The 20,394-nt window shown below is 63.4% G+C and carries 21 protein-coding genes; 9 read left to right on the top strand and 12 right to left on the bottom strand.

Features of this window, described 5'->3' with window-relative positions:
• Positions 1-80: 80 nt before the first annotated feature.
• Complete coding sequence (locus FGL95_RS10090; protein WP_169587017.1) at positions 81-1,232, top strand: serine hydrolase domain-containing protein; 1,152 nt, start codon at positions 81-83, stop codon at positions 1,230-1,232.
• A gap of 9 nt (positions 1,233-1,241) precedes the next feature.
• On the opposite strand, the gene FGL95_RS10085 is transcribed toward FGL95_RS10090, so the two are convergent.
• The 5 genes from FGL95_RS10085 to FGL95_RS10065 all read right to left on the bottom strand — a co-directional run bounded on the left by FGL95_RS10085 (position 1,242) and on the right by FGL95_RS10065 (position 7,129).
• Entirely contained in the window at positions 1,242-2,537 is a 1,296-nt protein-coding gene (locus FGL95_RS10085) for a protein kinase domain-containing protein (RefSeq protein ID WP_169586193.1), read from the bottom strand.
• Positions 2,538-2,555: 18 nt separating this feature from the next.
• Positions 2,556-4,532, bottom strand: coding sequence for a M13 family metallopeptidase (locus FGL95_RS10080; RefSeq protein WP_338079797.1), 1,977 nt, complete (start codon positions 4,530-4,532; stop codon positions 2,556-2,558).
• Between the two features lie 38 nt (positions 4,533-4,570).
• Positions 4,571-5,125 carry a DUF4190 domain-containing protein gene (locus FGL95_RS10075; protein ID WP_169586191.1) on the bottom strand — a complete coding sequence of 185 codons (555 nt, stop codon included), beginning with the start codon at positions 5,123-5,125 and terminating at the stop codon, positions 4,571-4,573.
• Positions 5,126-5,197: 72 nt separating this feature from the next.
• Positions 5,198-5,968 carry a pirin family protein gene (locus FGL95_RS10070; RefSeq protein WP_169586189.1) on the bottom strand — a complete coding sequence of 257 codons (771 nt, stop codon included), beginning with the start codon at positions 5,966-5,968 and terminating at the stop codon, positions 5,198-5,200.
• Between the two features lie 189 nt (positions 5,969-6,157).
• Positions 6,158-7,129 (bottom strand): pirin family protein, encoded by a 972-nt coding sequence (locus FGL95_RS10065; RefSeq protein WP_169586187.1) that lies wholly within the window; start codon positions 7,127-7,129, stop codon positions 6,158-6,160.
• Between the two features lie 91 nt (positions 7,130-7,220).
• On the opposite strand from FGL95_RS10065, the gene FGL95_RS10060 reads away from it, so the two are divergent.
• Positions 7,221-7,958 carry a lysophospholipid acyltransferase family protein gene (locus FGL95_RS10060; RefSeq protein ID WP_169586184.1) on the top strand — a complete coding sequence of 246 codons (738 nt, stop codon included), beginning with the start codon at positions 7,221-7,223 and terminating at the stop codon, positions 7,956-7,958.
• Here the strand turns inward: FGL95_RS10060 and FGL95_RS10055 are convergent, their stop codons facing one another.
• Complete coding sequence (locus tag FGL95_RS10055) at positions 7,959-8,273, bottom strand: GNAT family N-acetyltransferase (RefSeq protein ID WP_169586182.1); 315 nt, start codon at positions 8,271-8,273, stop codon at positions 7,959-7,961.
• A 23-nt stretch (positions 8,274-8,296) separates the two neighbouring features.
• On the opposite strand from FGL95_RS10055, the gene FGL95_RS10050 reads away from it, so the two are divergent.
• Together FGL95_RS10050 and FGL95_RS10045 are read left to right on the top strand one after the other, a co-directional pair.
• Positions 8,297-9,523: an acyl-CoA dehydrogenase family protein gene (locus tag FGL95_RS10050; protein ID WP_169586180.1), complete on the top strand. Its 1,227-nt coding sequence runs from the start codon at positions 8,297-8,299 to the stop codon at positions 9,521-9,523.
• A gap of 31 nt (positions 9,524-9,554) precedes the next feature.
• A complete protein-coding gene (locus tag FGL95_RS10045) occupies positions 9,555-10,661 on the top strand; it encodes a glycerate kinase (RefSeq protein WP_169586179.1) in 1,107 nt (368 codons plus the stop codon).
• Here FGL95_RS10045 and aroQ read toward each other — a convergent pair.
• Positions 10,638-11,102 (bottom strand): type II 3-dehydroquinate dehydratase, encoded by a 465-nt coding sequence (gene aroQ, locus FGL95_RS10040; protein WP_169586178.1) that lies wholly within the window; start codon positions 11,100-11,102, stop codon positions 10,638-10,640. The two genes, FGL95_RS10045 and aroQ, sit on opposite strands and share 24 nt — an antisense overlap.
• A gap of 60 nt (positions 11,103-11,162) precedes the next feature.
• On the opposite strand from aroQ, the gene FGL95_RS10035 reads away from it, so the two are divergent.
• Positions 11,163-11,558: a VOC family protein gene (locus tag FGL95_RS10035; RefSeq protein WP_169586176.1), complete on the top strand. Its 396-nt coding sequence runs from the start codon at positions 11,163-11,165 to the stop codon at positions 11,556-11,558.
• Here FGL95_RS10035 and FGL95_RS10030 read toward each other — a convergent pair.
• Positions 11,528-13,108, bottom strand: a complete 1,581-nt coding sequence (locus FGL95_RS10030) for an ABC-F family ATP-binding cassette domain-containing protein (protein WP_169586174.1) — start codon at positions 13,106-13,108, stop codon at positions 11,528-11,530. The two genes, FGL95_RS10035 and FGL95_RS10030, sit on opposite strands and share 31 nt — an antisense overlap.
• A 97-nt stretch (positions 13,109-13,205) precedes the next feature.
• Complete coding sequence (locus FGL95_RS10025) at positions 13,206-13,772, bottom strand: hypothetical protein (RefSeq protein WP_169586172.1); 567 nt, start codon at positions 13,770-13,772, stop codon at positions 13,206-13,208.
• Positions 13,773-13,864: 92 nt separating this feature from the next.
• Here FGL95_RS10025 and FGL95_RS10020 point away from each other — a divergent pair, with 92 nt between their 5' ends.
• Positions 13,865-14,281, top strand: a complete 417-nt coding sequence (locus tag FGL95_RS10020; RefSeq protein ID WP_169586169.1) for a hypothetical protein — start codon at positions 13,865-13,867, stop codon at positions 14,279-14,281.
• A 47-nt stretch (positions 14,282-14,328) separates the two neighbouring features.
• Positions 14,329-15,588, top strand: a complete 1,260-nt coding sequence (locus FGL95_RS10015; RefSeq protein ID WP_169587012.1) for an MFS transporter — start codon at positions 14,329-14,331, stop codon at positions 15,586-15,588.
• Here the strand turns inward: FGL95_RS10015 and FGL95_RS10010 are convergent.
• A complete protein-coding gene (locus FGL95_RS10010) occupies positions 15,578-16,153 on the bottom strand; it encodes a hypothetical protein (RefSeq protein ID WP_169586167.1) in 576 nt (191 codons plus the stop codon). The two genes, FGL95_RS10015 and FGL95_RS10010, sit on opposite strands and share 11 nt — an antisense overlap.
• 287 nt (positions 16,154-16,440) lie before the next feature.
• Here FGL95_RS10010 and FGL95_RS10005 point away from each other — a divergent pair, with 287 nt between their 5' ends.
• Together FGL95_RS10005 and FGL95_RS10000 are read left to right on the top strand one after the other, a co-directional pair.
• Complete coding sequence (locus FGL95_RS10005; RefSeq protein WP_169586165.1) at positions 16,441-17,319, top strand: DUF2382 domain-containing protein; 879 nt, start codon at positions 16,441-16,443, stop codon at positions 17,317-17,319.
• 132 nt (positions 17,320-17,451) lie between these two features.
• Positions 17,452-18,255 carry a hypothetical protein gene (locus tag FGL95_RS10000; RefSeq protein WP_169586163.1) on the top strand — a complete coding sequence of 268 codons (804 nt, stop codon included), beginning with the start codon at positions 17,452-17,454 and terminating at the stop codon, positions 18,253-18,255.
• A 33-nt stretch (positions 18,256-18,288) separates the two neighbouring features.
• On the opposite strand, the gene FGL95_RS09995 is transcribed toward FGL95_RS10000, so the two are convergent.
• Positions 18,289-18,804 (bottom strand): hypothetical protein, encoded by a 516-nt coding sequence (locus FGL95_RS09995; protein WP_169586161.1) that lies wholly within the window; start codon positions 18,802-18,804, stop codon positions 18,289-18,291.
• A 72-nt stretch (positions 18,805-18,876) separates the two neighbouring features.
• Positions 18,877-20,346 carry a CCA tRNA nucleotidyltransferase gene (locus FGL95_RS09990; protein WP_169586158.1) on the bottom strand — a complete coding sequence of 490 codons (1,470 nt, stop codon included), beginning with the start codon at positions 20,344-20,346 and terminating at the stop codon, positions 18,877-18,879.
• Positions 20,347-20,394 lie beyond the last annotated feature (48 nt).

Below are 20,394 nucleotides of genomic sequence, written 5' to 3'. Positions count from 1 at the left end.
TATTCTGAGTGGGGAGGCGCATCGTCGTGAACAATGTCGAGCCGATTCCCACCAAGGCGTCTTCGACTGCACCGACCGAGATGCTCGTCGATCCCGACTTCCTCGAATTGGCCGACCAATTCTTCACGATGTACCGGGAGCCGAACCACGGCGGCGCAGGTCTGGCCGTCTACCTCGACGGTGAGCCGGTAATCGACATCTGGGCCGGCTGGGCGGACCGTGACAAACGGTGGCGAGGAGATACGGTCGCCCTCGCGATGTCTACCGGCAAAGGCGTCGCATCGACGGTCCTGCACCGTGTAGCCGAACGCGGACTCATCGATTACGACGAACCGGTCGCAACCTACTGGCCCGAGTTCGGGGCGGCAGGGAAAGCCGACATCACGGTCCGCGACGTCCTGACGCACCGTTCGGGATTGCACAAGGCGCGAGGACTTGTCGCCGAACGTGACGGCATCCTCGACTACGACGCGATGATTGCAGCACTCGCCGCGACCCCCGCGGACCCACGTCGACTACGTACCTCGGGCTACCACGCCGTCACCTTCGGCTGGCTGGTAGCCGAGATCGTCCACCGCGCGACCGGCACGCCGTTCGTCGATGTCGTGCGCGCCGAGATTGCCGAGCCACTCGGGCTGCCGGAATTCTGGTACGTCGTCCCCCCGGATCAGCGCCATCGCATCGCCAAACTCTTTCCCTATGTCGGTCCGCCAGGAATGTCTGCAAGCGTCGCCACCTCTTTGCTTTCCAGGTTCGGGCCGCTGCGCGGACCCGGCGAGGCGATACCGGACGGCTTCGAAGACTTGATCCGCAGCGGAAGCATCCACGATTCGGTGATGCCCGGCGCGAACGGTGTGTTCTCCGCCCGTGCACTCGCGCGGATGTACGGCGCGATCGCCAACGACGGCGTGATCGGCGATTACCAGTTCCTGCGGCCCGACACAATCGAGGCGATCGGGGCCAAGCAGGTCGCCGGAAGTTTCGATTACGTCCTCGGGTATCCGTTGTCGTTCACGCTCGGATATCACCGACCGGTCATCATGGCGAAGACACAACCGACCAAAGCGTTCGGACACTATGGCGTCGGCGGTTCGGGTGCATTCGGTGATCCATACACGGGAGTCTCGGTAGCCCTCATCACCAATCGACTGGGCGGCGCGGTCACGTCGCTCGCCGATCTGCGGTTGGCCAAGTTGGGTGCGAAGGCCCTCGCGATAGCAACCAGCCTGTGACGCCGGCCACTACGACGGTTTGTCTACCTCGAGTCTGATCACGTAGATCAGCCAAAAGATCGTCGCCACCAGCGTCAGCGCACCGAGGATGATGCCGGCAGTCGCCATTCCCGATCGGCCGAGTCCGCGTTGTTTGTCCTTCGACACTGCGCCGAGGCCGAGCCAAACTGCAGCGACGCCGAGTGTGAATCCGCCGATCAAGGTGAAGCACGAGATCAGTCCGAGGATGCCGGTCCCGAGCGACCACCCTGCCAGCGGGCTCGGTTTCGGCGCCGGACTGTGGAACGGCTGCGGCGTGAAAGGGCGCGGCGTGGGTTGCGGTGGCCGCCATTGCGTTGGTTGTGGCTGCGCAGTGGGCTGCGGTTGCGATCGATGCGCGCCGCCCGACTGGACCGTGGGTTCCGGCTGCCGCGGCCGCTGCGGACCGCTGTTGGTGAATGGCGCATTCGTCATTTTCTGCAGCGGCACGGTCAAGGCTTGTGTGGCGTCCTCGGCCAACTCACGGCAGGTGCTGTATCGGCGGTCGGGATTCTTGTCCATCGCGCGTGCGATCACCGCGTCGATACGAGCCGGAAGGTTGCGAATCCGTTCGGTCGGACGCGGCGGAGGCGCGGTCATGTGCGCGCGCATGATGGCGCCCAGCGTCGGATACGGGTACGGCGTACTACCCGTGAGCAGCTCGTACAGTGTGCAGCCGAGTGCGTAGATATCCGCGCGACTGTCGCTTTCGTCGCCTTCCAATTGCTCGGGCGCGGCGTATGCCAGCGTGGCAAGGACGTTGTCGCCCACGGTGAACCGCTGCGACTCGTCCATCGACCGCGCGATACCGAAATCGGCGATCAAGGCCCGTTCGTCTTCGTCACCGCCGCCTGTCACCAAGATGTTGGCCGGCTTCACGTCACGGTGCAGAAGGCCGCTGCGGTGTGCGTAGTCCAGGCCTTTCGCAGCGTCGGCGACGATGGCGACCGCTCGCTTCGCGGTGAGCGACGTACCGGGCTGCGACATCAGGTGGGCAGCATCGATGCCGTCGACGTACTCCATCGCAATCCACAGCTGATCGTCGGCGGCACCGCGGTCGTAAATGGTGACGATGTTCGGATGCCGCAGCCGGGATGCCAAATCCGCTTCCCGCTCGAAGCGAGCTCGAAACTGATCGTTGCCGCCCGGTGCGCCGGAGAGCACCTTCAATGCGTCATACCTGGGAAGGCGCGGGTGCCGGGCCAGATAAACCGTGCCCATCCCGCCGGCACCGAGCAGCCGTTCGATCGTGTACCCGGCGAACTCCGAGCCGGGTGTCAAAGTCACGGTGCTTAATCTAGCGCCTTACCAAATTTTCACGCGCTTGTCGGGCTCGAGGTACAGCGCATCGTCAGGGGTGAGTTCGAACGCTTCGTGAAAACTGTCAAGGTTGCGGACCACCCCGTTGCAGCGGAACTCCGGCGGCGAGTGCGGATCGACCGCCAACCGTCGCAATGCTTCCTCGTTTCGGGCCTTGGTCCGCCACACCTGTGCCCACCCGAAGAACACCCGTTGCAATCCGGTCAACCCGTCGAGCTCGGGACCGGGCTTGCCGTCGAGCGCAATCTTGTACGCCTCCAACGCGATCGTCAGACCGCCGAGGTCACCGATGTTCTCGCCGATGGTGAATTCGCCGTTGACCGTGTGGCCCGGCAGTGCCTTCGGCTCGAATTCGTTGTACTGCTCGATCAGCGCCTTCGTTCGTTTGCCGAACTCCGTGCGGTCGTCGTCGGTCCACCAATCGACCATGTTGCCGTCACCGTCGTACTTGGCCCCTTGATCGTCGAAGCCATGGCCGATCTCGTGACCGATCACCGCGCCGATCCCGCCGTAGTTCGCAGCGTCGTCGGCATCGGCATCGAAGAACGGCGGCTGCAGAATCGCTGCGGGGAAGACGATCTCGTTCATGCCCGGGTTGTAGTACGCGTTCACGGTCTGCGGCGTCATGAACCATTCGTCGCGGTCCACGGGTCCGCCGAGTTTGGCGAGGTCACGGTCGTAATCGGCGGCATACCCGCGCCGGTAGTTGCCGACCAAGTCGTTCGGATCAATCTTCACGGCCGAATAGTCACGCCACGAATCCGGGTAGCCGATCTTCGGCGTGAATTTCTCGAGTTTCGCCAGTGCCGCTTCACGCGTCTGCGGGCTCATCCACTCGAGCGCCGAGATATTGCGCCGGTAGGCCTCGGTCAGATTCGCCACGAGCTCTTGCATCCGGTCTTTGGCGGCAGCCGGGAAATGCCGTTCGACGTAGAGCTTGCCGACGGCCTCGCCGAGCACGTCCTGAACGAGGGACACTCCGCGCTTCCAGCGGTCACGATTTTCTTCGGCGCCCGTGAGTGTCCGACCCGCAAACGCGAAGTTCTCGTCCACCAGATCCGACGTCAGGTACGGCGCGCGCGAGCGAATCACCCGCCACGTCAACCAGGCCTGCCAGTCTTCGATCGGTTCCGCGGTCCACAGCGAACCAAACGCGCGAACGTAGGTCGGCTGCCGAACGACGATCTCGGCGAACGCATCCGACGACGCACCCAGCGCGCTCACCCAGGCGATCCAGTTGAAACCAGGACTACCCGTTACCAACGCATCGAACGTCACGAGGTTGTAGCTGCGCTCGGCGTCGCGGCGCTTCACGACATCCCAATGCTCGGCGGCAAGTTTGCGCTCTATCTCGAAGACTCGCTCGGCGTCGTACTCCACGCCGGCGAGGGCGAACATGCGACCGATGTGGGCCACGTACTCCGACCGAATAGCGGCATGCTCGTCGGCGCGGTAATACGACTCGTCCGGCAACCCGATCCCGGACTGCGAGAAATGCATCAGGTACCGCTGCGAATTCTTCGCGTCGGTGTCGACGTAATGGCCGATGGCGCCACCGATGCCGGTGCGTTGCAGACGACCGAGGACGGCGGCGAGGGTGTCGTGGTCCAACGCATTCGCAACGTCTGCGAGTTCGTCGGCAATCGGTGTCAGCACCGCCGCCTCGACCACGTCGGCAGCCATGAAGCTCGCGTACAGATCACCGATTCGCTGGGCGTCGGTGCCTGGTTCGCTAGCGCCCGCCGCGGCTTCCTGGATGATCGTTTGCACATCGAGTTCGGCTTGGTCGTGAAGCGCACGAAACGCTCCGTCGACCGCCCGATCGGCCGGAATCCGGTGTTCACCCAGCCACTTGCCGTTGACGTGGACGAACAAATCGTCCTGAGCTCGCGTTTGTTCGTCGCGAAAATTCAGGTCGATACCGGATTTGGTGGCCGAGGGCTGCTGCACGTCAGAGGTCACGGTTTCCAGTATGCAGACATGCGCCTATCGGCGCCCCGCTACCTGGTCGGTGCCGGGGTCAACGTGATGTCGAATCGGTCCTCGACTCGCTTGTTGAACTCGTCGTCACACTTTGCCTGCTCGGAGGTGCTGCTGCCTGCATCGTTGATGCAATCGACGTAATCGCCGACACCGGTGCTCTTCCAGAACGCACCGATCGCGAAGATCACGATCACGGCGGCGATGATCCCCAGAATGCCCAGGATTGCGCCGGTCAGGCCCATGCCTTTGCCGCTGGCAGTGCCCTTGTTCACCTTGTTCACTGCGATGAATCCAAGGACCGCCGCGACGATTCCGAAGACGATTCCGCCGACGATCGTCCACGAGCTCAGCAGAGCGAGGATGCCGCAGACCAGTGCTCCGATTGCCAGGCCACTGCTCGGTTTGGTCGGCTGCTGTCCATAGGGCTGTTGGCCGTACGGCTGTTGTCCATAGGGCTGTTGTCCATAGGGCTGCTGCCCGTACGGCTGCTGGCCATAGGGCTCACCGCCCGGTCCGGGCGGTGGCGGATATGACGGCGGCTCGTTGGACGGTGGGTACGGCGGCTGCGACATCTGCAATCCTCGTTTCGACTAGATCGGGAACACTAAGCATTGACATCGCACAAACATGCGATTACGAAACACTTACGCCCATCCGGACAATCTTGCGTGCATTTCCCACACCAAAATCTCTGCGCCGACGTCTGATACGACTCGTTGGCCGCCCGAGTTGCTCAATCGCGCCGCATCGCCGGGGTACATCCGCCCGACGCCTTCCATCTCGACCTCACCCCGGGCAACGAAGACATGCACGAACGGCGCGTCCGGGATGACGACCGCTCGGCCGGGCAGCAATCGCGCAACATGCAGCGCCGCGTGGCGGTTGTGGATAGCGATCGCCGAACGGTCGCTGTAGCGGTCGATGCCGGAGGCGACGACGACGAGGTCACCGCCACGAAGGTTCTCGTCGATCTCGAGCTGCTGATACCCGGGCGTGATGCCCGGTTCGTCCGGGACCACCCACATTTGAACGAAATGCACGGGGTCCGAGTGACTTTCGGCGCCGAGCCGCCATGAATCGTTCTTCTCCGAGTGCAGAATCCCCGCGCCTGCGCTCATCCGCTGCGCGAGGCCGGGGTAGATCACGCCCGAGTGTCCGATCGAATCCTGGTGGACGAGGCTGCCCTGCAGCACCCACGTCACAATTTCCATGTCGCGGTGCGGGTGTGTTTCGAATCCTTCGCCCGGGGCGACGATGTCGTCGTTGTTGACCAGCAGCAGGCCGTGGTGAGTGTTGTCGGGATCGTAATGCGACCCGAACGAGAACGAATGCTTCGAATCCAACCAGGAGACACGGGTTTTCAGTCGGTCGCCGGCACGATGAATATCGATGTGCGGCGTCGCGGGTGCTGCCATGCCGGTCTCCTTTCCAACCGGGCCCCCGCCTCATCCTCCAGCCTACGATCAGTTGAACGCATCCGCCGCCAATTGCGCGCCATGGTGACTCGGCGTCGCCTAGCTGAGACCTTAATGGCAACACCCAGTTTCGGCTGTGAGTCTTTCCGGCGTCTCTGGACGCCGAAAAGACTCACAGGGAACGGGGTTTCAGTGAGCGCGGTGGGGCATGATTGCGCCGTCCGGGATGACCCCGAAGCGACCTGATTGGTAATCCTGGATCGCCTCGAACAGTTCGGCGCGGGTGTTCATCACGAACGGTCCCATGGAGACGACGGGTTCGCGGATGGGTTGCCCACCGAGGAGCAGGACTTCGAGCGCAGGACGGTTCGAATCCTGCGTCCCCTCGGCTGTGACCGTGATGCGATCACCACGACCGAGGACCGCTAGCTGGCCCTGCTGAATCGGTCTCGCGTCCGCACCGACAGTGCCGCGACCGGAGAGCACGTACACCAGAGCGTTGTAGCTGCTGTCCCACGGCAGCGACAGCTGAGCTCCTGGTTCCACCGTTGCGTGGGCGAGCGTGATCGGTGTGTAGGTCGAGCCCGGACCGACGTTTGTTCCGATCGAGCCTGCGATGATTCGCACGAGTGCGCCACCATCGGCGGAGCTGACCAAGGTGGCCTGCGTGCCCGCGATGCTCTGGTACTTCGGCGTCGCGAACTTCGCCTTGGCGGGCAGGTTCACCCACAGTTGCACGCCGTGAAAAACGCCACCGGACAGCACGAGTGCCTCGGGCGGGGTTTCGATGTGCAGGATTCCGGAACCCGCTGTCATCCACTGCGTCGCGCCATCTTCGATCAGGCCGCCGCCGCCGTGCGAGTCCTGGTGCTGGAAGCGCCCGTCGATCATGTAGGTGACTGTCTCGAACCCGCGGTGCGGATGCCAGTCCGTTCCCTTCGGCTCGCCTGGCGCGTAGTCGACTTCACCCATTTGATCCATATGGACGAAGGGATCGAGGTCGGCTGAAGACACGCCCGCGAACGCGCGGACGACTGGGAAGCCCTCGCCTTCGTAGCCTTTCGGACCGGTCGTAATCGAGCGGACGGGACGTTCGGTGTCGCCGAGACCGGCTTCGGAAAGACGGGGCAACGTGAGGGTGTCGGCAGTGACAGCAGGCATCGGATTCTCCTAAGTCATTCAAGTTTCAACTATCACGCTTCAACAGTCCTGCAGTCCGAAAGATTCCTGGGCCGCAGATAGAGTTTGCGCCATGGAACCACCCGAGGTCACGCTCGAGAATTACGAGGCGGTCTACGACTATTACCTGACGCACCAACAGAACGTTCTGCGTGCGAAGGCGTCGTACTCGATCCTGAATCTCAAATACCGGCCGCGCATCCACTACAGGGATGGCGCCAAGGCGCAGTTGCGCGAGCTGATCAAGAGCGGCACTCCGCTGATCTACGCAATGAACCACCTTTCGACGAGCGATCCCTACACGCTCTCGGCCTTGGCTGCGAAAACTCCGCTCCGAAAGGCGATCGGGCACATCCGCGTCCTGGCGAAAGACGAACTGTTCGTCGACCCCGAGCAGCGCCGCAAGGTCGACATGATGGGCGGCATTCCTGTATTCCGTGGCAAGAACCACGGCCTCCGTGCGGTCAACGCCGCAGGTCAGCGGATGATGGACATCTGTGCCGAGCGCATGAAGAGCAGCGACCACATCGCAGTCTTTCCTGAAGGCACCTGCAATGTCGAAGATCCCACCAAGGTCCAGACCGTCGGCAGCGGAATCGGCCACATCACGAGCCGCGCCATGAAGCTCGGCGTCAATCCGGCGATGATCTACATCGGTCTCAGCTACGGACCGACCCAGGAAACCGTGAAGAACGCGAGCTTCTTCATCGACACTCCCGTGACGGACCTTCCGGTGCGGCCGATCGAGATCACCCGCGAGGTGGTGCGGGGGATGCAGGCCGCACTCGACGAGGCCGTCGCCAGGTACTGATCACGCAGTCGGCAGACCCAACCGCTCGCGCGCCCACTTCGGTACCAGCTCGAGATACTCGGGTTCCTTCGTGACGAATTTGTGCACGAACGGGCAGAACGGGAGAACACCGAGCCCTACCTCACGCGTGCTGTCCAGCGCGGACCTGATCAGGATCTTCGCCAACCCCTGGCCCTCGTAACGGGAATAGACCTCCGTGTGGACGAACGCGCGGTTCGCGTCGGCATTCTCGTAAGTCGCGAAGCCTGCTAGTTGATTGTCGGCCCAAATCTCGAACCGCTTCTGCTCGACGTTGTGCTCTACCCGAGTTTCCATCCCGCAGAGGTTACATTCGTCGTATGTACGAATGGTCCGATACCGATCTGATGTTTCGCGACGCGCTTCGCAAGTTCATCGACAAAGAGGTGCGGCCACACGTGGACCGCATGGAGAGCGGCGAACTGCCACCGTTCGACATCACTCGAAAGCTGTTCGCCACCTTCGGCATCGACGCCATGGCCAGCGAGGCGCTGGAGAAGGCTCTCGCCAAGGAGGAACAGGGCGTCAAGGGCGGAGAGTCGGGCGGCGGCCTCGGCGGATCGGGCAGCATGGGCGTGATCCTCAACAGCGAGTTGGCCGGCGTCAGCCTCGGGTTGGTCGCATCGTTGGGCGTCAGCCTCGGACTTGCTGCGGGCACGATTCGCAGCCGCGGCACCCTCGCGCAGAAGAAGCGCTGGCTGCCGGACCTCGTGACGTTCAAGACGGTCGGCGCATGGGCGATCACCGAACCCGATTCCGGGTCCGACGCATTCGGCGGAATGAAGACTTACGTCAAGCGAGACGGCGACGACTACATCCTCAACGGTCAGAAGACTTTCATCACGAACGGTCCGTACGCGGATGTGACGATCGTGTACGCGAAGCTTGCCGACGGCACCACCGCAGATCAGCGGGACCGAACCGTGCTGGCGTTCGTACTCCACAAGGGGATGGACGGATTCACGCAGGGCAAGCCGTTCAAAAAGATGGGCATGAACTCCTCGCCGACCGGCGAGCTGTTCTTCGACAACGTCCGCATCAGCCGCGACCGCTTGCTCGGCGAAACCGAAGACACCGCAAAGGGCGATGGAAAATCTAGCGCGAGAGAAAATTTCGCTGCCGAACGCATCGGGATCGTCTCGTTGTCGCTCGGAATCATCAACGAATGTCACCGGCTGTGTGTCGAGTACTCGAAGAGCCGCAAGTTGTGGGGGCAGGAAATCGGGCGCTTCCAGCTGATCCAGCTGAAGTTGGCCGAGATGGAGATAGCGCGCATCAACGTCCAGAACATGGCATTCTCGGCAATCGAACGTGGTGCATCGGGCGCGAAGATTTCGCTGGCAGAGGCGTCGGCGATGAAGCTCTACTCCTCGCGCGCAGCGACCGAAGTGGCCATGGAAGCAGTGCAACTATTCGGCGGCAACGGTTACATGACCGAGTACCGGGTGGAGCAACTGGCTCGAGACGCTAAATCACTGATGATCTATGCGGGCAGCAACGAAGTTCAGGTCACTCACATCGCGAAGGGCCTGCTCGGCGCGAAGTGACCAACGCGCGGTGACGTGAGGGGCAGAGGCCATGCAGATAGTTATCGCCCCGGACAAATTCAAGGGGTCGTTGTCTGCGTCAGGGGTCGCGGCAGCATTGCGGCGGGGAGTGCTTGCGGCACATCCGGATTGGACGGTCCGCTGCGCGCCGGTAGCCGACGGTGGCGACGGCACAGTGGCTGCGGCGATAGCAGCGGGCTACGACGCGGTTCACGTCGACACAGTTGGTCCGACCGGCGTCGCCTCGACCGCGACCTACGCCATGCGCGCCGACAGGGCGGTCGTCGAGTTGGCAAACGCCGTCGGCTTGGTCTTGCTACCGGATGGTCGCTTGGATCCGCTGGGCGCCAGTACCTTCGGGCTCGGTGTGGTAATTCGCCACGCCCTGGACCGCGGCGCAGCCGAGGTCGTGATCGGGTTGGGCGGTAGCGCTTCGACCGATGGCGGTGCAGGCATGCTGACGGCCCTCGGTGCGAAGGTGCTCGATGAGTCTGACTCGGTCGTCGGTCGCGGGGGAGCGGCACTCCTCGATGCAGTGCGACTCGATCTCGGGGCACTGCACCCTGCCGTCGCGCACACGCAATTCGTTCTGGCTTGCGACGTCGACAGTCCCCTGGTGGGACCCAACGGCGCGACCGCGGTATTCGGTCGACAAAAAGGCGCCACCGACGAAGACCTGCGGATCCTCGAAGCGGCAATGACTCGGTGGGCCGAGATCGCTACAGCGGCAACGGGTCTCGATCCGCGCGATGAGGCCGGAGCTGGCGCGGCAGGCGGGACTGGTTTCGGCGCGATGGCAGTCCTCGGTGCGAAGCAACGCTCAGGCATCGACATCGTCCTAGAGCTGATCGACTTCGATGCCCAGTTGGCGGGAGCCGACCTCGTGGTCACCGGTGAAGGTTCACTCGACGAGCAGAGCCTGCAGGGCAAGGCACCTGTCGGTGTTGCGTCGCGCGCCAAGGCTACCGGCGTTCGCGTCGTCGCCGTCGCCGGTCGGAGCGTGTTGACACCCGAGCAACTGCACGCTGCCGGAATCGAAGCGGTCCACACGTTGGCCGAACTGGAACCGGACCTGCAACGGTCCATGGCGAATGCCGAGGCGCTGCTCGAGCAGTTAGGGCGCAACCTCGTCCTGTGAGCCCAACAGCCGCACCAGGAATTCGAGCGCGGCGACGTAACCGAAGGTCCCCATACCCGCGACGACAGCGGTCGCGATAGGGGAGACATAGGAATGGCGTCGAAACTCTTCGCGAGCGTGCACGTTGCTGATGTGGACTTCGACGATCGGCACGTCCGGAATCACCAACGCATCGCGCAGCGCCACCGACGTGTGGGTGAAACCGGCGGGATTGATGATGATCCCCGCGATATTGCCCAACGACTCGTGGAGGCGATTGATCAATGCCTCTTCCGAGTTCGATTGAAAGTCCACGATCTGCACGCCGTGCCGCGCTGCGGTCTCGCCGACGAGAGCGACCACATCGCTCAGGGTCTCGCGCCCGTACACCTCCGGCTGCCGCACCCCGAGCATGTTCAAGTTCGGGCCGTTGAGCAGGAGGATCGGTCCTATGTCTGACACGCGCTAACGGTAGCAACCGGATGCTGGGAACTCATCCCGTACGGTGTACGTTAGGCGGGTATGAAGATCACATCGAGCGCAATTTCCCTCAACGTCGCAAACCCGGAAGCATCCGCAAAGTTCGTCACCGAACACTTCGGATTCACCGAGGACATGTCCGCCGACGGGTTCGTTTCGCTGTCCCATCCGGGAGTTGGATACAACCTCGTATACCTGCGAACCGGGTTGAGTAGCTTCAAGCCGGACCGCATCGCAGCAGATGCGGGCCAGGGCTTGCTCGTCGTCTGGGTCGTCGATGCGATCGACGACGAATACGCGCGGCTGCAATCCGAGGGCGTGGAGATCGTCACACCGATCGAGACCGAACCTTGGGGTGAGCGCTATTTCCAGATGATCGATTCGAATGGGATCGTCTATCAACTGGTTCAGTGGATGTCGGCTGAGGCGATGTCGTAGTGGCGCGTTGTACCGATATCGGCGAGGAACGGTCGATCGTGGCTCACCACAACCAGCGCACCGCGAAAGCACGCGAGCGCTTGCACGAGGTGAGCGCGGCTCGGCAAGTCCAGGTTGTTGGTGGGCTCGTCCAGCAGCAACAACTTCGGAGCTGGTTCGGCGAGCAAAGTGATTGCGAGCGCGGCTCTGAGACGTTCGCCGCCCGATAACGCCGAGGCGGGGATGTCTGCCTTGGCCCCACGAAACAGGAAGCGGGCCAGCTGTGCCCGGATGCGTTCCGGCGGAGCATGCGGCGCGTGCAGCGCGACGTTGCTGAACACCGACTGCTCCGGGTCGAACAAGTCCAGGCGCTGCGGCACGTAGCGCCACGGCACCCGCGGGCCCGCTTCCGCAATCGCTTCGAGCAGCGTCGTCTTGCCCACCCCGTTTCGCCCGGTGATCGCAATTCGCTGCGGTCCGGTGACCGTCAACGACACCACCGGACCGCACCGAAGCGCGTAGTCGTTCAGCTCGAAGACGTCCTGACCGGGATAGAGCGCGGTATCTGGCAGCTCTATTCGCACTTCACGATCGTCGCGAAGCAGTGCTTCTGCGTCGACGAGCGCCTGCTCGGCGTCGGCGACCTTCTCGAGGTGATCATTGCGAAGTTTGCCGGCCGAAACCTGCGCCTGCCGCTTGCGTCGGCCCGTCAGAATCTTCGGCAACGACCCGCTCTGCTCGATCTTCTTGCCGGTTCGCTGCCGTCGATCGAGCTTGATGCGGGCGTCGACCAATTCCTTCGCCTGTTTGCGAACGTCGTTGCGCGCGTCGCGAATCGCGGCCTGCGCGGCAGCTTGCTCGACCGCGACGACAGTCTCGTAGTCGGTGAGCGTGCCGCCGAACAAGCGGACAGACCCGTCACGCAATTCGGCGATGGTATCGACGCGCTCGAGCAGTTCCCGATCGTGGCTGACGACGATCACCGTGCCGCCGAATGTCGCCAAGGCCTCGTAGAGCCGTTGGCGGGCAAACGAATCGAGGTTGTTGGTGGGTTCGTCCAGCAACAGCACATCTGGATCGGCGAGCAATTGCGCAGTCAGGGCGAGGAGCACCGTCTCCCCGCCCGACAACGTCCCGACCTCGCGGTCGAGCTGTGCGGGCTCGCTGACGATGTTGCCGAGACCGAGCTGGGCAAGGACTGCGAGCGCGCGTTCCTCGATATCCCAGCGACCACCGACGACGTCGAAATCGCTTTGTTCTGCGGTGCCGCTTTCGATTCGGTGCAATGCCTGCCGGGTGGCGTCGATGCCGAGAATCCGGTCGACGCGGTTGCCCGTCTCCAGAGCGACCGTCTGCCTCAGATAGCCGAGCGGTCCGGTGGTGGTCGCCGTCCCGCGATCGGGTTTCAGCTCGCCGGCGATCAGCCGCAGCAGGGTGGATTTGCCCGAGCCGTTCTGGCCGACGAGTCCGGTCCTGCCGGTGGCGAACACTGCGTCGAGGCCGTCGAACACCGGTTCGCCGTCCGGCCAGCTGAATGCCAGATCGGAAATCGAAATGTGGGACTGGGTCATAGAAACTCCTGAGAAGAGCGTGCAGCGAAATGTGCAGGATTCTCTTAGGAGTTCACGATTGCGACGCTAGGCGATCGCTACCGCAGACGCAACGGATTTACGACAGGTCCGGACCCTCGGAGCGAAGATCGTCGACCTTGCGCATCGCATCGCGAAGCTCGGCCAGCCATTGGTCAGCGTGTTCGCCGGCGAGCTTCACGGTCCAGGCAAGGGCGTCTGCGCGCGAGCGTGCAACGCCTGCGTCGACGAGCGTGTCGAGAACCTTGCGCTCTGGTTGGCGCAACCTCGTCATCACCGGAACGGCCAGGTGGGTGAACAGCACGCGCTTGTCGTCGATCGTGACTCCCCACGAGACCTTTCGCCCGTAGCGCGCTTCTGCTTCGTCGGCGATCCGCATGCGGTCCGCTCGGGTGGTCTCGCGGAATCGGGCGATTCTGCCGTCGGTTGCGGCTTCGCTGCTCTCGGTCTCGCCTTCGGTCGGTTTGGGCAGCTCGCCGAAGACGACGATCTCCTCGCGGTCGACCTCTACCGACGCCGGACCGACGAACCATTCGCTCGGCAGTCGGCCTGCGAACCAATCTGCCGCGTCGGTTGCCTCGGGAACATCAGCCTGCTGCCAGCCGCCTGGCCTGCCGAATCCACGTCCTCGTGGTGCATGTTTCATGACTTCTCCATATGTCGAATCAATGCTGCGTTGTAATGATGATTACAACGTTACACGCGGTTTTGTGCGAGTGGTGGTTGGATCTGCAGAGCATGAGCCTCCGAACGGCGGTCCGCGGCGGACTGGTCCTGCTGGCAGTGCCCAACTTGGCTTGGGGCAGCTGGGCAACACTGTGGCCACGCCATTTCTTCGACACGTTTCCCGGATTCGGATTCCACTGGACTGCCGCGTATCCGCCGTACAACCACCACCTGATCGCAGATCTCGGCGCAAGCTTTCTCACCCTCGGTGCGCTCCTCGCGATCGCAATCGTGCTGTCCAACCGCACAGTCACCACTGTTGTTCTTATTGCGGCAGCCCTGTTCGGTGCGCTCCATCTGCGATTCCACGTCATGAGCGGCGGGGAACTGAGCGGGCCCGATCAGTTCCTGTCCGTACTCACCTTGATCGGCGGGGCCGTAGTTCCCCTTGCATTGCTAGCGATGAACTTGCGGTCCGCGCCGGACTAAGGTCGAGCACCGTGATCGCCGACGCGCCGGACCGGAGCATCTCCCACATGCTCTCGATCTTGCGTGCGAGCCCCGACCTCGGCCGCCTCGCGACCGTTCGGCTGGCCGGACAGTTCGGTGATGGAATGTTCCAGGCCGCGTTGAGCGGCGCGATCCTCTTCAATCCCGAGCGCCAGACCGATCCTTTCGCGGTCGCCGCGGGATTCACCGTGCTTCTGCTGCCGTACTCGATCGTCGGTCCCTACGCAGGCGCATTACTGGACAGGTGGGACCGACGCCGCGTCCTGCTGTTCGCAAACATCTTGCGCGCGGGTTTGATCGGCATCGCCGCGGTCGCGCTCCTGGCCGGCATCGGTGAAGGCCCCCTCCTGTTGCTCGCGCTCGCAGTAGTCGGCGTAAGCCGTTTCGTCATGTCCGGCGTCTCGGCCGCGCTGCCGCATGTCGTCTTGCCGACGTGGTTGGTACCGATGAATTCGGTGCTCGCAACAGTGGCGTCGGGATTCGCCGGCCTGGGCGCGGCGGCAGCGGTCGCGGCAATTTCACTCGTCGGTGAGGGTGACACCGGTTCCGCAGTCGCGGTGATGGGTAGCGCGATCGGGTCGTTGATCGGCGCGTGGGGTGCGAGCCGGATCGGTCCGCGCGTACTCGGGCCGACGCTCGACGCCGCGGCCGAATCCGGAATGCGCGCGGTCCGCGCGGTCGCGGCTGGACTGCACAGGGGTGCGGTCGCGGTGTGGCGCGCACCGGGCGTGACCACTGCAATGATCGGAATCGGCGCGCATCGCATCGTTTTCGGCGCGGACACGCTGATCATGGTGCTGATCCTGCGCGACCCCGGTGGCGGCACGTTCACGGGCGGTCTCGTCGGTTTCGGCGTAGCCATCGCGGCCACCGCGTCCGGCATGCTGATCGCCGCGATCGTCGCGCCGTTCTTGATCCCTCGCCTCGGGCGTTCGCGGACGATCGTCGTCGCACTCGTGCTGGCAGTTGTCGTCCAAGTGAGCCTGATCGCGACCCTGTCGCATCAGTTCTTGTTGGTGGGCGCGTTCCTGCTCGGCTTGGCCGGTCAGACGATCAAGCTTGCCGGCGACGCCGCGATGCAGATCGAGATCGACGATTCGCGGCGCGGTCAGGTATTCGCCTTGCAAGACACCGTTTTCAACATCGCTTTCGTGCTCGCGTTGTTGATCAGCTCGACACTCGTCCCTTCGGATGGCAGATCGATGCCGGTTGCCATCGGCGTCGCGGGCTTCTACTTGATCGGACTGATCGCGATCGCGCTCAACCGGCGACGAGTCAGCCGATAAATCCGGGCTCGCCCCGACCGATCGTCGCGTCGAGTACGCCATCGCCATCCGAGTCGACCAGTGCGACATCCGGGTGGCCCGAAACGAGCATTCCCGAATATCGCGACTTGGTTCCACCGATCAGCACCGCATCGGCTTGTCGATCGTGGTCGACGTCGATCACCGCATCGTCGGTCACGCCGTCGCCCTGGTAGGCCACCGTCATGAGTCCCGGCGACCAGCGCTCGACATTTCGCGACTCCCCACGACCGTCTGTCCACGTCACGTGGTCGCCGCCGTCAGTTGTGGAACCGGGCGGCTGGACCGAGCGATCCCAAACACCATGACCCGACGGATCCGCATAGAAGTGATCGAACGCGCCGTCGTCGTCGATATCGAGGGCAGCCAGGTCCGCAATTCCGTCGGCATTCGAATCCCACATCGCGTCGTCGAACCTGCCGTCGCCGTCGAAGTCCAGACCCACCGCATCGGTCCCGCCTGATGCGCCGAGATCCAGATCCGCCGCACTCGTCCACACGTTGACCGCGGCGTCTCCGGTGCCGAAGCAGTATTCAATTCCGCTCATATCCGAGTAGACGCGCCAAACCCTCGGCTGGTTCCGTTACGTGATCGTTGCCTGGACAGGTTTGGTCGCGTCGCAGTACGCATGGACTTGCCAACCAAGGCGATTTGCCCGGTATTCGCGCGGCTGTCTCAATCGGACGTCACGCAGAGAGCACAGTTGTCGCCCGATCCCGCAACAACATTGCGCGCATCGGCGGCTGCGTAAGAGTCGTCTTGTTTACGGAAGCTCCTGTGTGAGTACCCGGTCCTCGTACGCATGGAACATCAACCATTTCGGAGGAGAAGCCCATGACAAACGCCTTGGATCAAAGGGTGATCGGAACAACCGCATACGACTCGCAAGGATCCAAGCTCGGCAAGATCAAGGAGCTCTACGTCGACGACCGCACCTCGAGTCCGAAGTGGATATCGGTCCACACCGGACTGTTCGGCCTCTCGGAATCGTTGGTACCCCTCGCGGGTGCGAGCTCCGAAGGTGACTCGGTACGAGTGGCGGTGACGAAGGACGCGGTCACCAACGCTCCGCACGTCGGCTCGGCAGAACGCATCACGCCGGATGAGGAAAACGAACTCATTTCGCACTACGGCATCCGGTCACAGGCACCACAGACTCCGCAAGCAGCACAAACGCCGCAGGAATCACCGACCGCACAGACACCGCAGGCGCCGCTGGCCACCGAGTCCGAGCCCAAGAAGCACGACACGAGCGAATTCGCTCAGCACGCCCCAGTGCCCGATGGCAAGCGCGTCACGCCGCCTACCGCCGACACGACCGAGACCCGGGAATCAGCGGTAGTTCGCTCCGAGGAGCGTCTGGACGTCGGAACGCAGCGCGAGGAATACGGGACCGCGCGCATCCGCAAGTACACGACCACCGAGCAGGAATCCGTCAGCGTGCCGGTCACCCGGGAAGAGGTTCGGGTGATCCGCGAACCGATCGACAACCCAGCATCGGTGAAGGGTGAGCCGTTCACTGACGCCGAGCGCGAGGTGACGCTGCACGAGGACCAGATCGTCGTCGAGAAGCGCTCAGTGCCGGTCGAGCGGGTCCGGTTGGGCGTCGAAGAGGTGACCGACCACAAGACAGTGCAGGAAGCCGTCCGCAAGGAACACATCGAGACCGACGGCATCGGCACGTCCGACGATCATCCCCGTCACCGCAAGTAGTCCAAGCGCTGCGGGAGGGGCGGCGCGCGCCGCCGCCCCTCCCGCTAGATGCGCAGGTCGAGCCCATTTTTTCTGAACCCGAGCCGACGACACGCGGCACAGTCAGTCGGCGCCCAGTATTGTCGTCGAATCATGACCTCGTATTTCGACCCGAAGGCTTGGTCGCCGTTCCGGGCAGCCGAAGTCGGCAAATCCTGGATGGACGGATGGGTCGCAGCCACGACGTCCTGGGTCGTCGACCCAGTCGCGACACTCGGCATGGGCACGGTCACCGCATTATTGCCCGATGTCTTGATGACAGTCCTGTCCGACGGAATTCTGAGCCGCTTTCTCGGCCGCGACATCGACATCACCGTGCACGGTATGAAGCTGCGCGGGATCTTGAAGTTGCTAGCCGTCCGTCGCCGTGGGGCCCTGTTCGAGGGTGAGATCGAACTGACCGATGTGCGATGGAGCGGGTACGAATTCGACGAGATCCGCGCGGTCGCGAACGGCATGCGGCTTGTGCCCGGCGTTCCGACGAAGATGGACATCGAGCAGATCGACCTAGAGGGTCGCGTGAGCGTTGCTGCCGTTGTCGCGTGGCTCAACACCCGCGGGCTCGATTGGCAGCTGTCCGTCGACGAGACGGGGCTGGTCAAGGCGTATCACACGGGACGCAGGATCCATGCCGTCGTCGATGCGTCCGTGAACCACGACCTCGTGCGGATCGAAATTCGTAGCGCTCGCTGGCTCGGCCTCCCGTTGCCCACGGGTCTCGTTCCCGCACAACATATTCCACTGCAACCGCTGCCCAACGACGCTCGGATCGTGCGAGCCGTACGCGACGGGACGATCGTCCGTTTCAAGCTCGATATCCCGATGGTCAAGGGGTCGCTCGACCTCGCCCAGATTCGAGCGGCAATCGTCGCTGGTACTGGCCTTATCGTCTGGTAGCGCTCGGTCGATGGTCGCTCCGCAAGCTCGCGACTACAGCCGGGGCGTCCGCTTCACCCGGACCGGCTCGGTTCCGCCATCGAACCATTCGTTCTGAGTCTTTCCGAACATCGTGAAGATGGCGGCCAGCGTCAGCACGATCTGCACCACCAACGTCGCCTCGAAGACCCACGCCGACTCGGCGAACAGAATCGTGCGCCAAGTCAGTAGCAGTAGCGTTCCGAGCACGCCGAGCAACATCAACGCCGCCCGCGACCCGCGACTGCGTTTGGCGATCATCAGCCCGACGAAAACGAGCTGCAGGACGACAACGACCAATACGGCAGCTGTCACCACTATCGGCGCTTTATCGGCCAGCGATCGAGCCTGCTCGACCTGTTCGGGCTTCGGATTCATCTGGGCGAACAAGTTCGTCGACAGCTTGTCGAATCGCGTAGCTGCGAAGATGGCGGTGGGGAGCGCGAGTACGGCAGACACCAGCCACAGCCAGCTCGAGATGTAGAGCTTTCGCGGGGCTTTGGCCTGCGGCTGGAGTTCGAGTGGCTTCACAGAAACAGGGGGCCGCGGAGGCGGGCCGGCATTCGGCTCTGATGGCTGCACGGGGTCAAGTATCGCCGAAGCCTATTCGGCCTGCTCGGCCCACCACTTGACCAACTCTGCTTCGGCTTCGTCCCGTGGCAGCGGACCGCGATCGAGTCGCAGTTCCTTCAGAAAGCGCCACGCCCTGCCGACATCTCTGCCCGCGGGAATTCCGAGCAGCTCCATGATTGCGTTGCCGTCGAGGTCCGGCCGCACCTTTGCGAGATCTTCGGCGGCCTGCAACTTCGCGATCCGCGACTCGAGGTCGTCGTAGGTCGCCTGCAGCGCCGCGGCCCGACGCTTGTTGCGGGTCGTGCAGTCCGCGCGGACCAGTTTGTGCAATCGGGGAAGCAAATCTCCGGCGTCGGTGACATACCGCCGGACCGCTGAGTCGGTCCACTGCCCTTTCCCGTACCCGTGGAAGCGAAGGTGCAGAAACACCAGCGTCGCCACGTCTTCGATGACGCTCTTCGGATACTTCAATGCGCGCATGCGGCGGCGCACCATCTTCGCGCCAACCACCTCGTGATGGTGGAAGCTGACACCGCCGCCTTGTTCGAGCTTGCGGGTGTCGGGCTTTCCGATGTCGTGGAGCAACGCAGCCCAGCGCAAGACGAGGTCCGGCGAGCCGTCCTCGAGGTCGATCGCCTGTTGCAACACGGTCAGCGAGTGCTGGTAGACGTCCTTGTGTTGGTGGTGCTCGTCGATCTCGAGCTTCATCGCGGGAACTTCGGGCAGTACCCGGTCGGCGAGGCCGGTCGCGCACATGATGTCGATTCCCTCCAGCGGGTGCTCCGCCAGAATCAGCTTGTCGAGCTCCGCATGGACCCGCTCGGCGGTGATCCGCTCGATCTCGTCCGCCATGTCTCGAATCGCGTCGAAGACTCGCGGCGCGACGGTGAACCCGAGCTGCGAGACGAAACGGGCCGCGCGCAGCATCCGCAACGGATCGTCACCGAACGAATCCTGGGGTGCGGCGGGCGTATCCAACACACCAGCCAGGAGCGCGTCCAGCCCGTTGAGCGGATCGACGAATTCCTGCGTCCCGGCTGCGCCAATCCGCACGGCCATCGCATTGACCGTAAAGTCCCGGCGGATCAGATCGTCGGCAAGGTTGTCGCCGTACGCCACGATCGGATTGCGCGTCACCCGGTCGTAGGAATCGGTCCGATAGGTCGTGATCTCGATCTGGTGCTCGCCCTTTGCCGCACTGACGGTCCCGAACGCGAGGCCACCGGTGTCCCACTCGTGGTCCACCCAACCGCGCAGCAGTTGCTGGACCTGTTCCGGTCGGGCATCGGTCGTGAAGTCGAGGTCGTCACCGAGGCGGCCGAGAATCGCGTCGCGCACGCTACCGCCGACCAAATACAGCTCGTGCCCGTTGGCATCAAACCGCTCACCCAGCGGACTCAGGATGTCCGCCATCCCGGCGAGGGTGATGGCAGCCGCGGCCAACAGTCGATTCCGGCGCTCGTCATCGGATCCGCTCGAGTGCGGTGCAGCGTCGGACACGGGTCACGAGCTTACTCACCTCGCCTCGGAGCGCCCCTCGGGCTGCAG

The organism is Antrihabitans stalactiti (genome assembly GCF_012932915.1).
GTDB lineage: Bacteria > Actinomycetota > Actinomycetes > Mycobacteriales > Mycobacteriaceae > Antrihabitans > Antrihabitans stalactiti.
The sequence above is the reverse complement of the archived record's forward strand: the minus strand, read 5'-3'. Positions and strand labels throughout refer to the sequence as shown.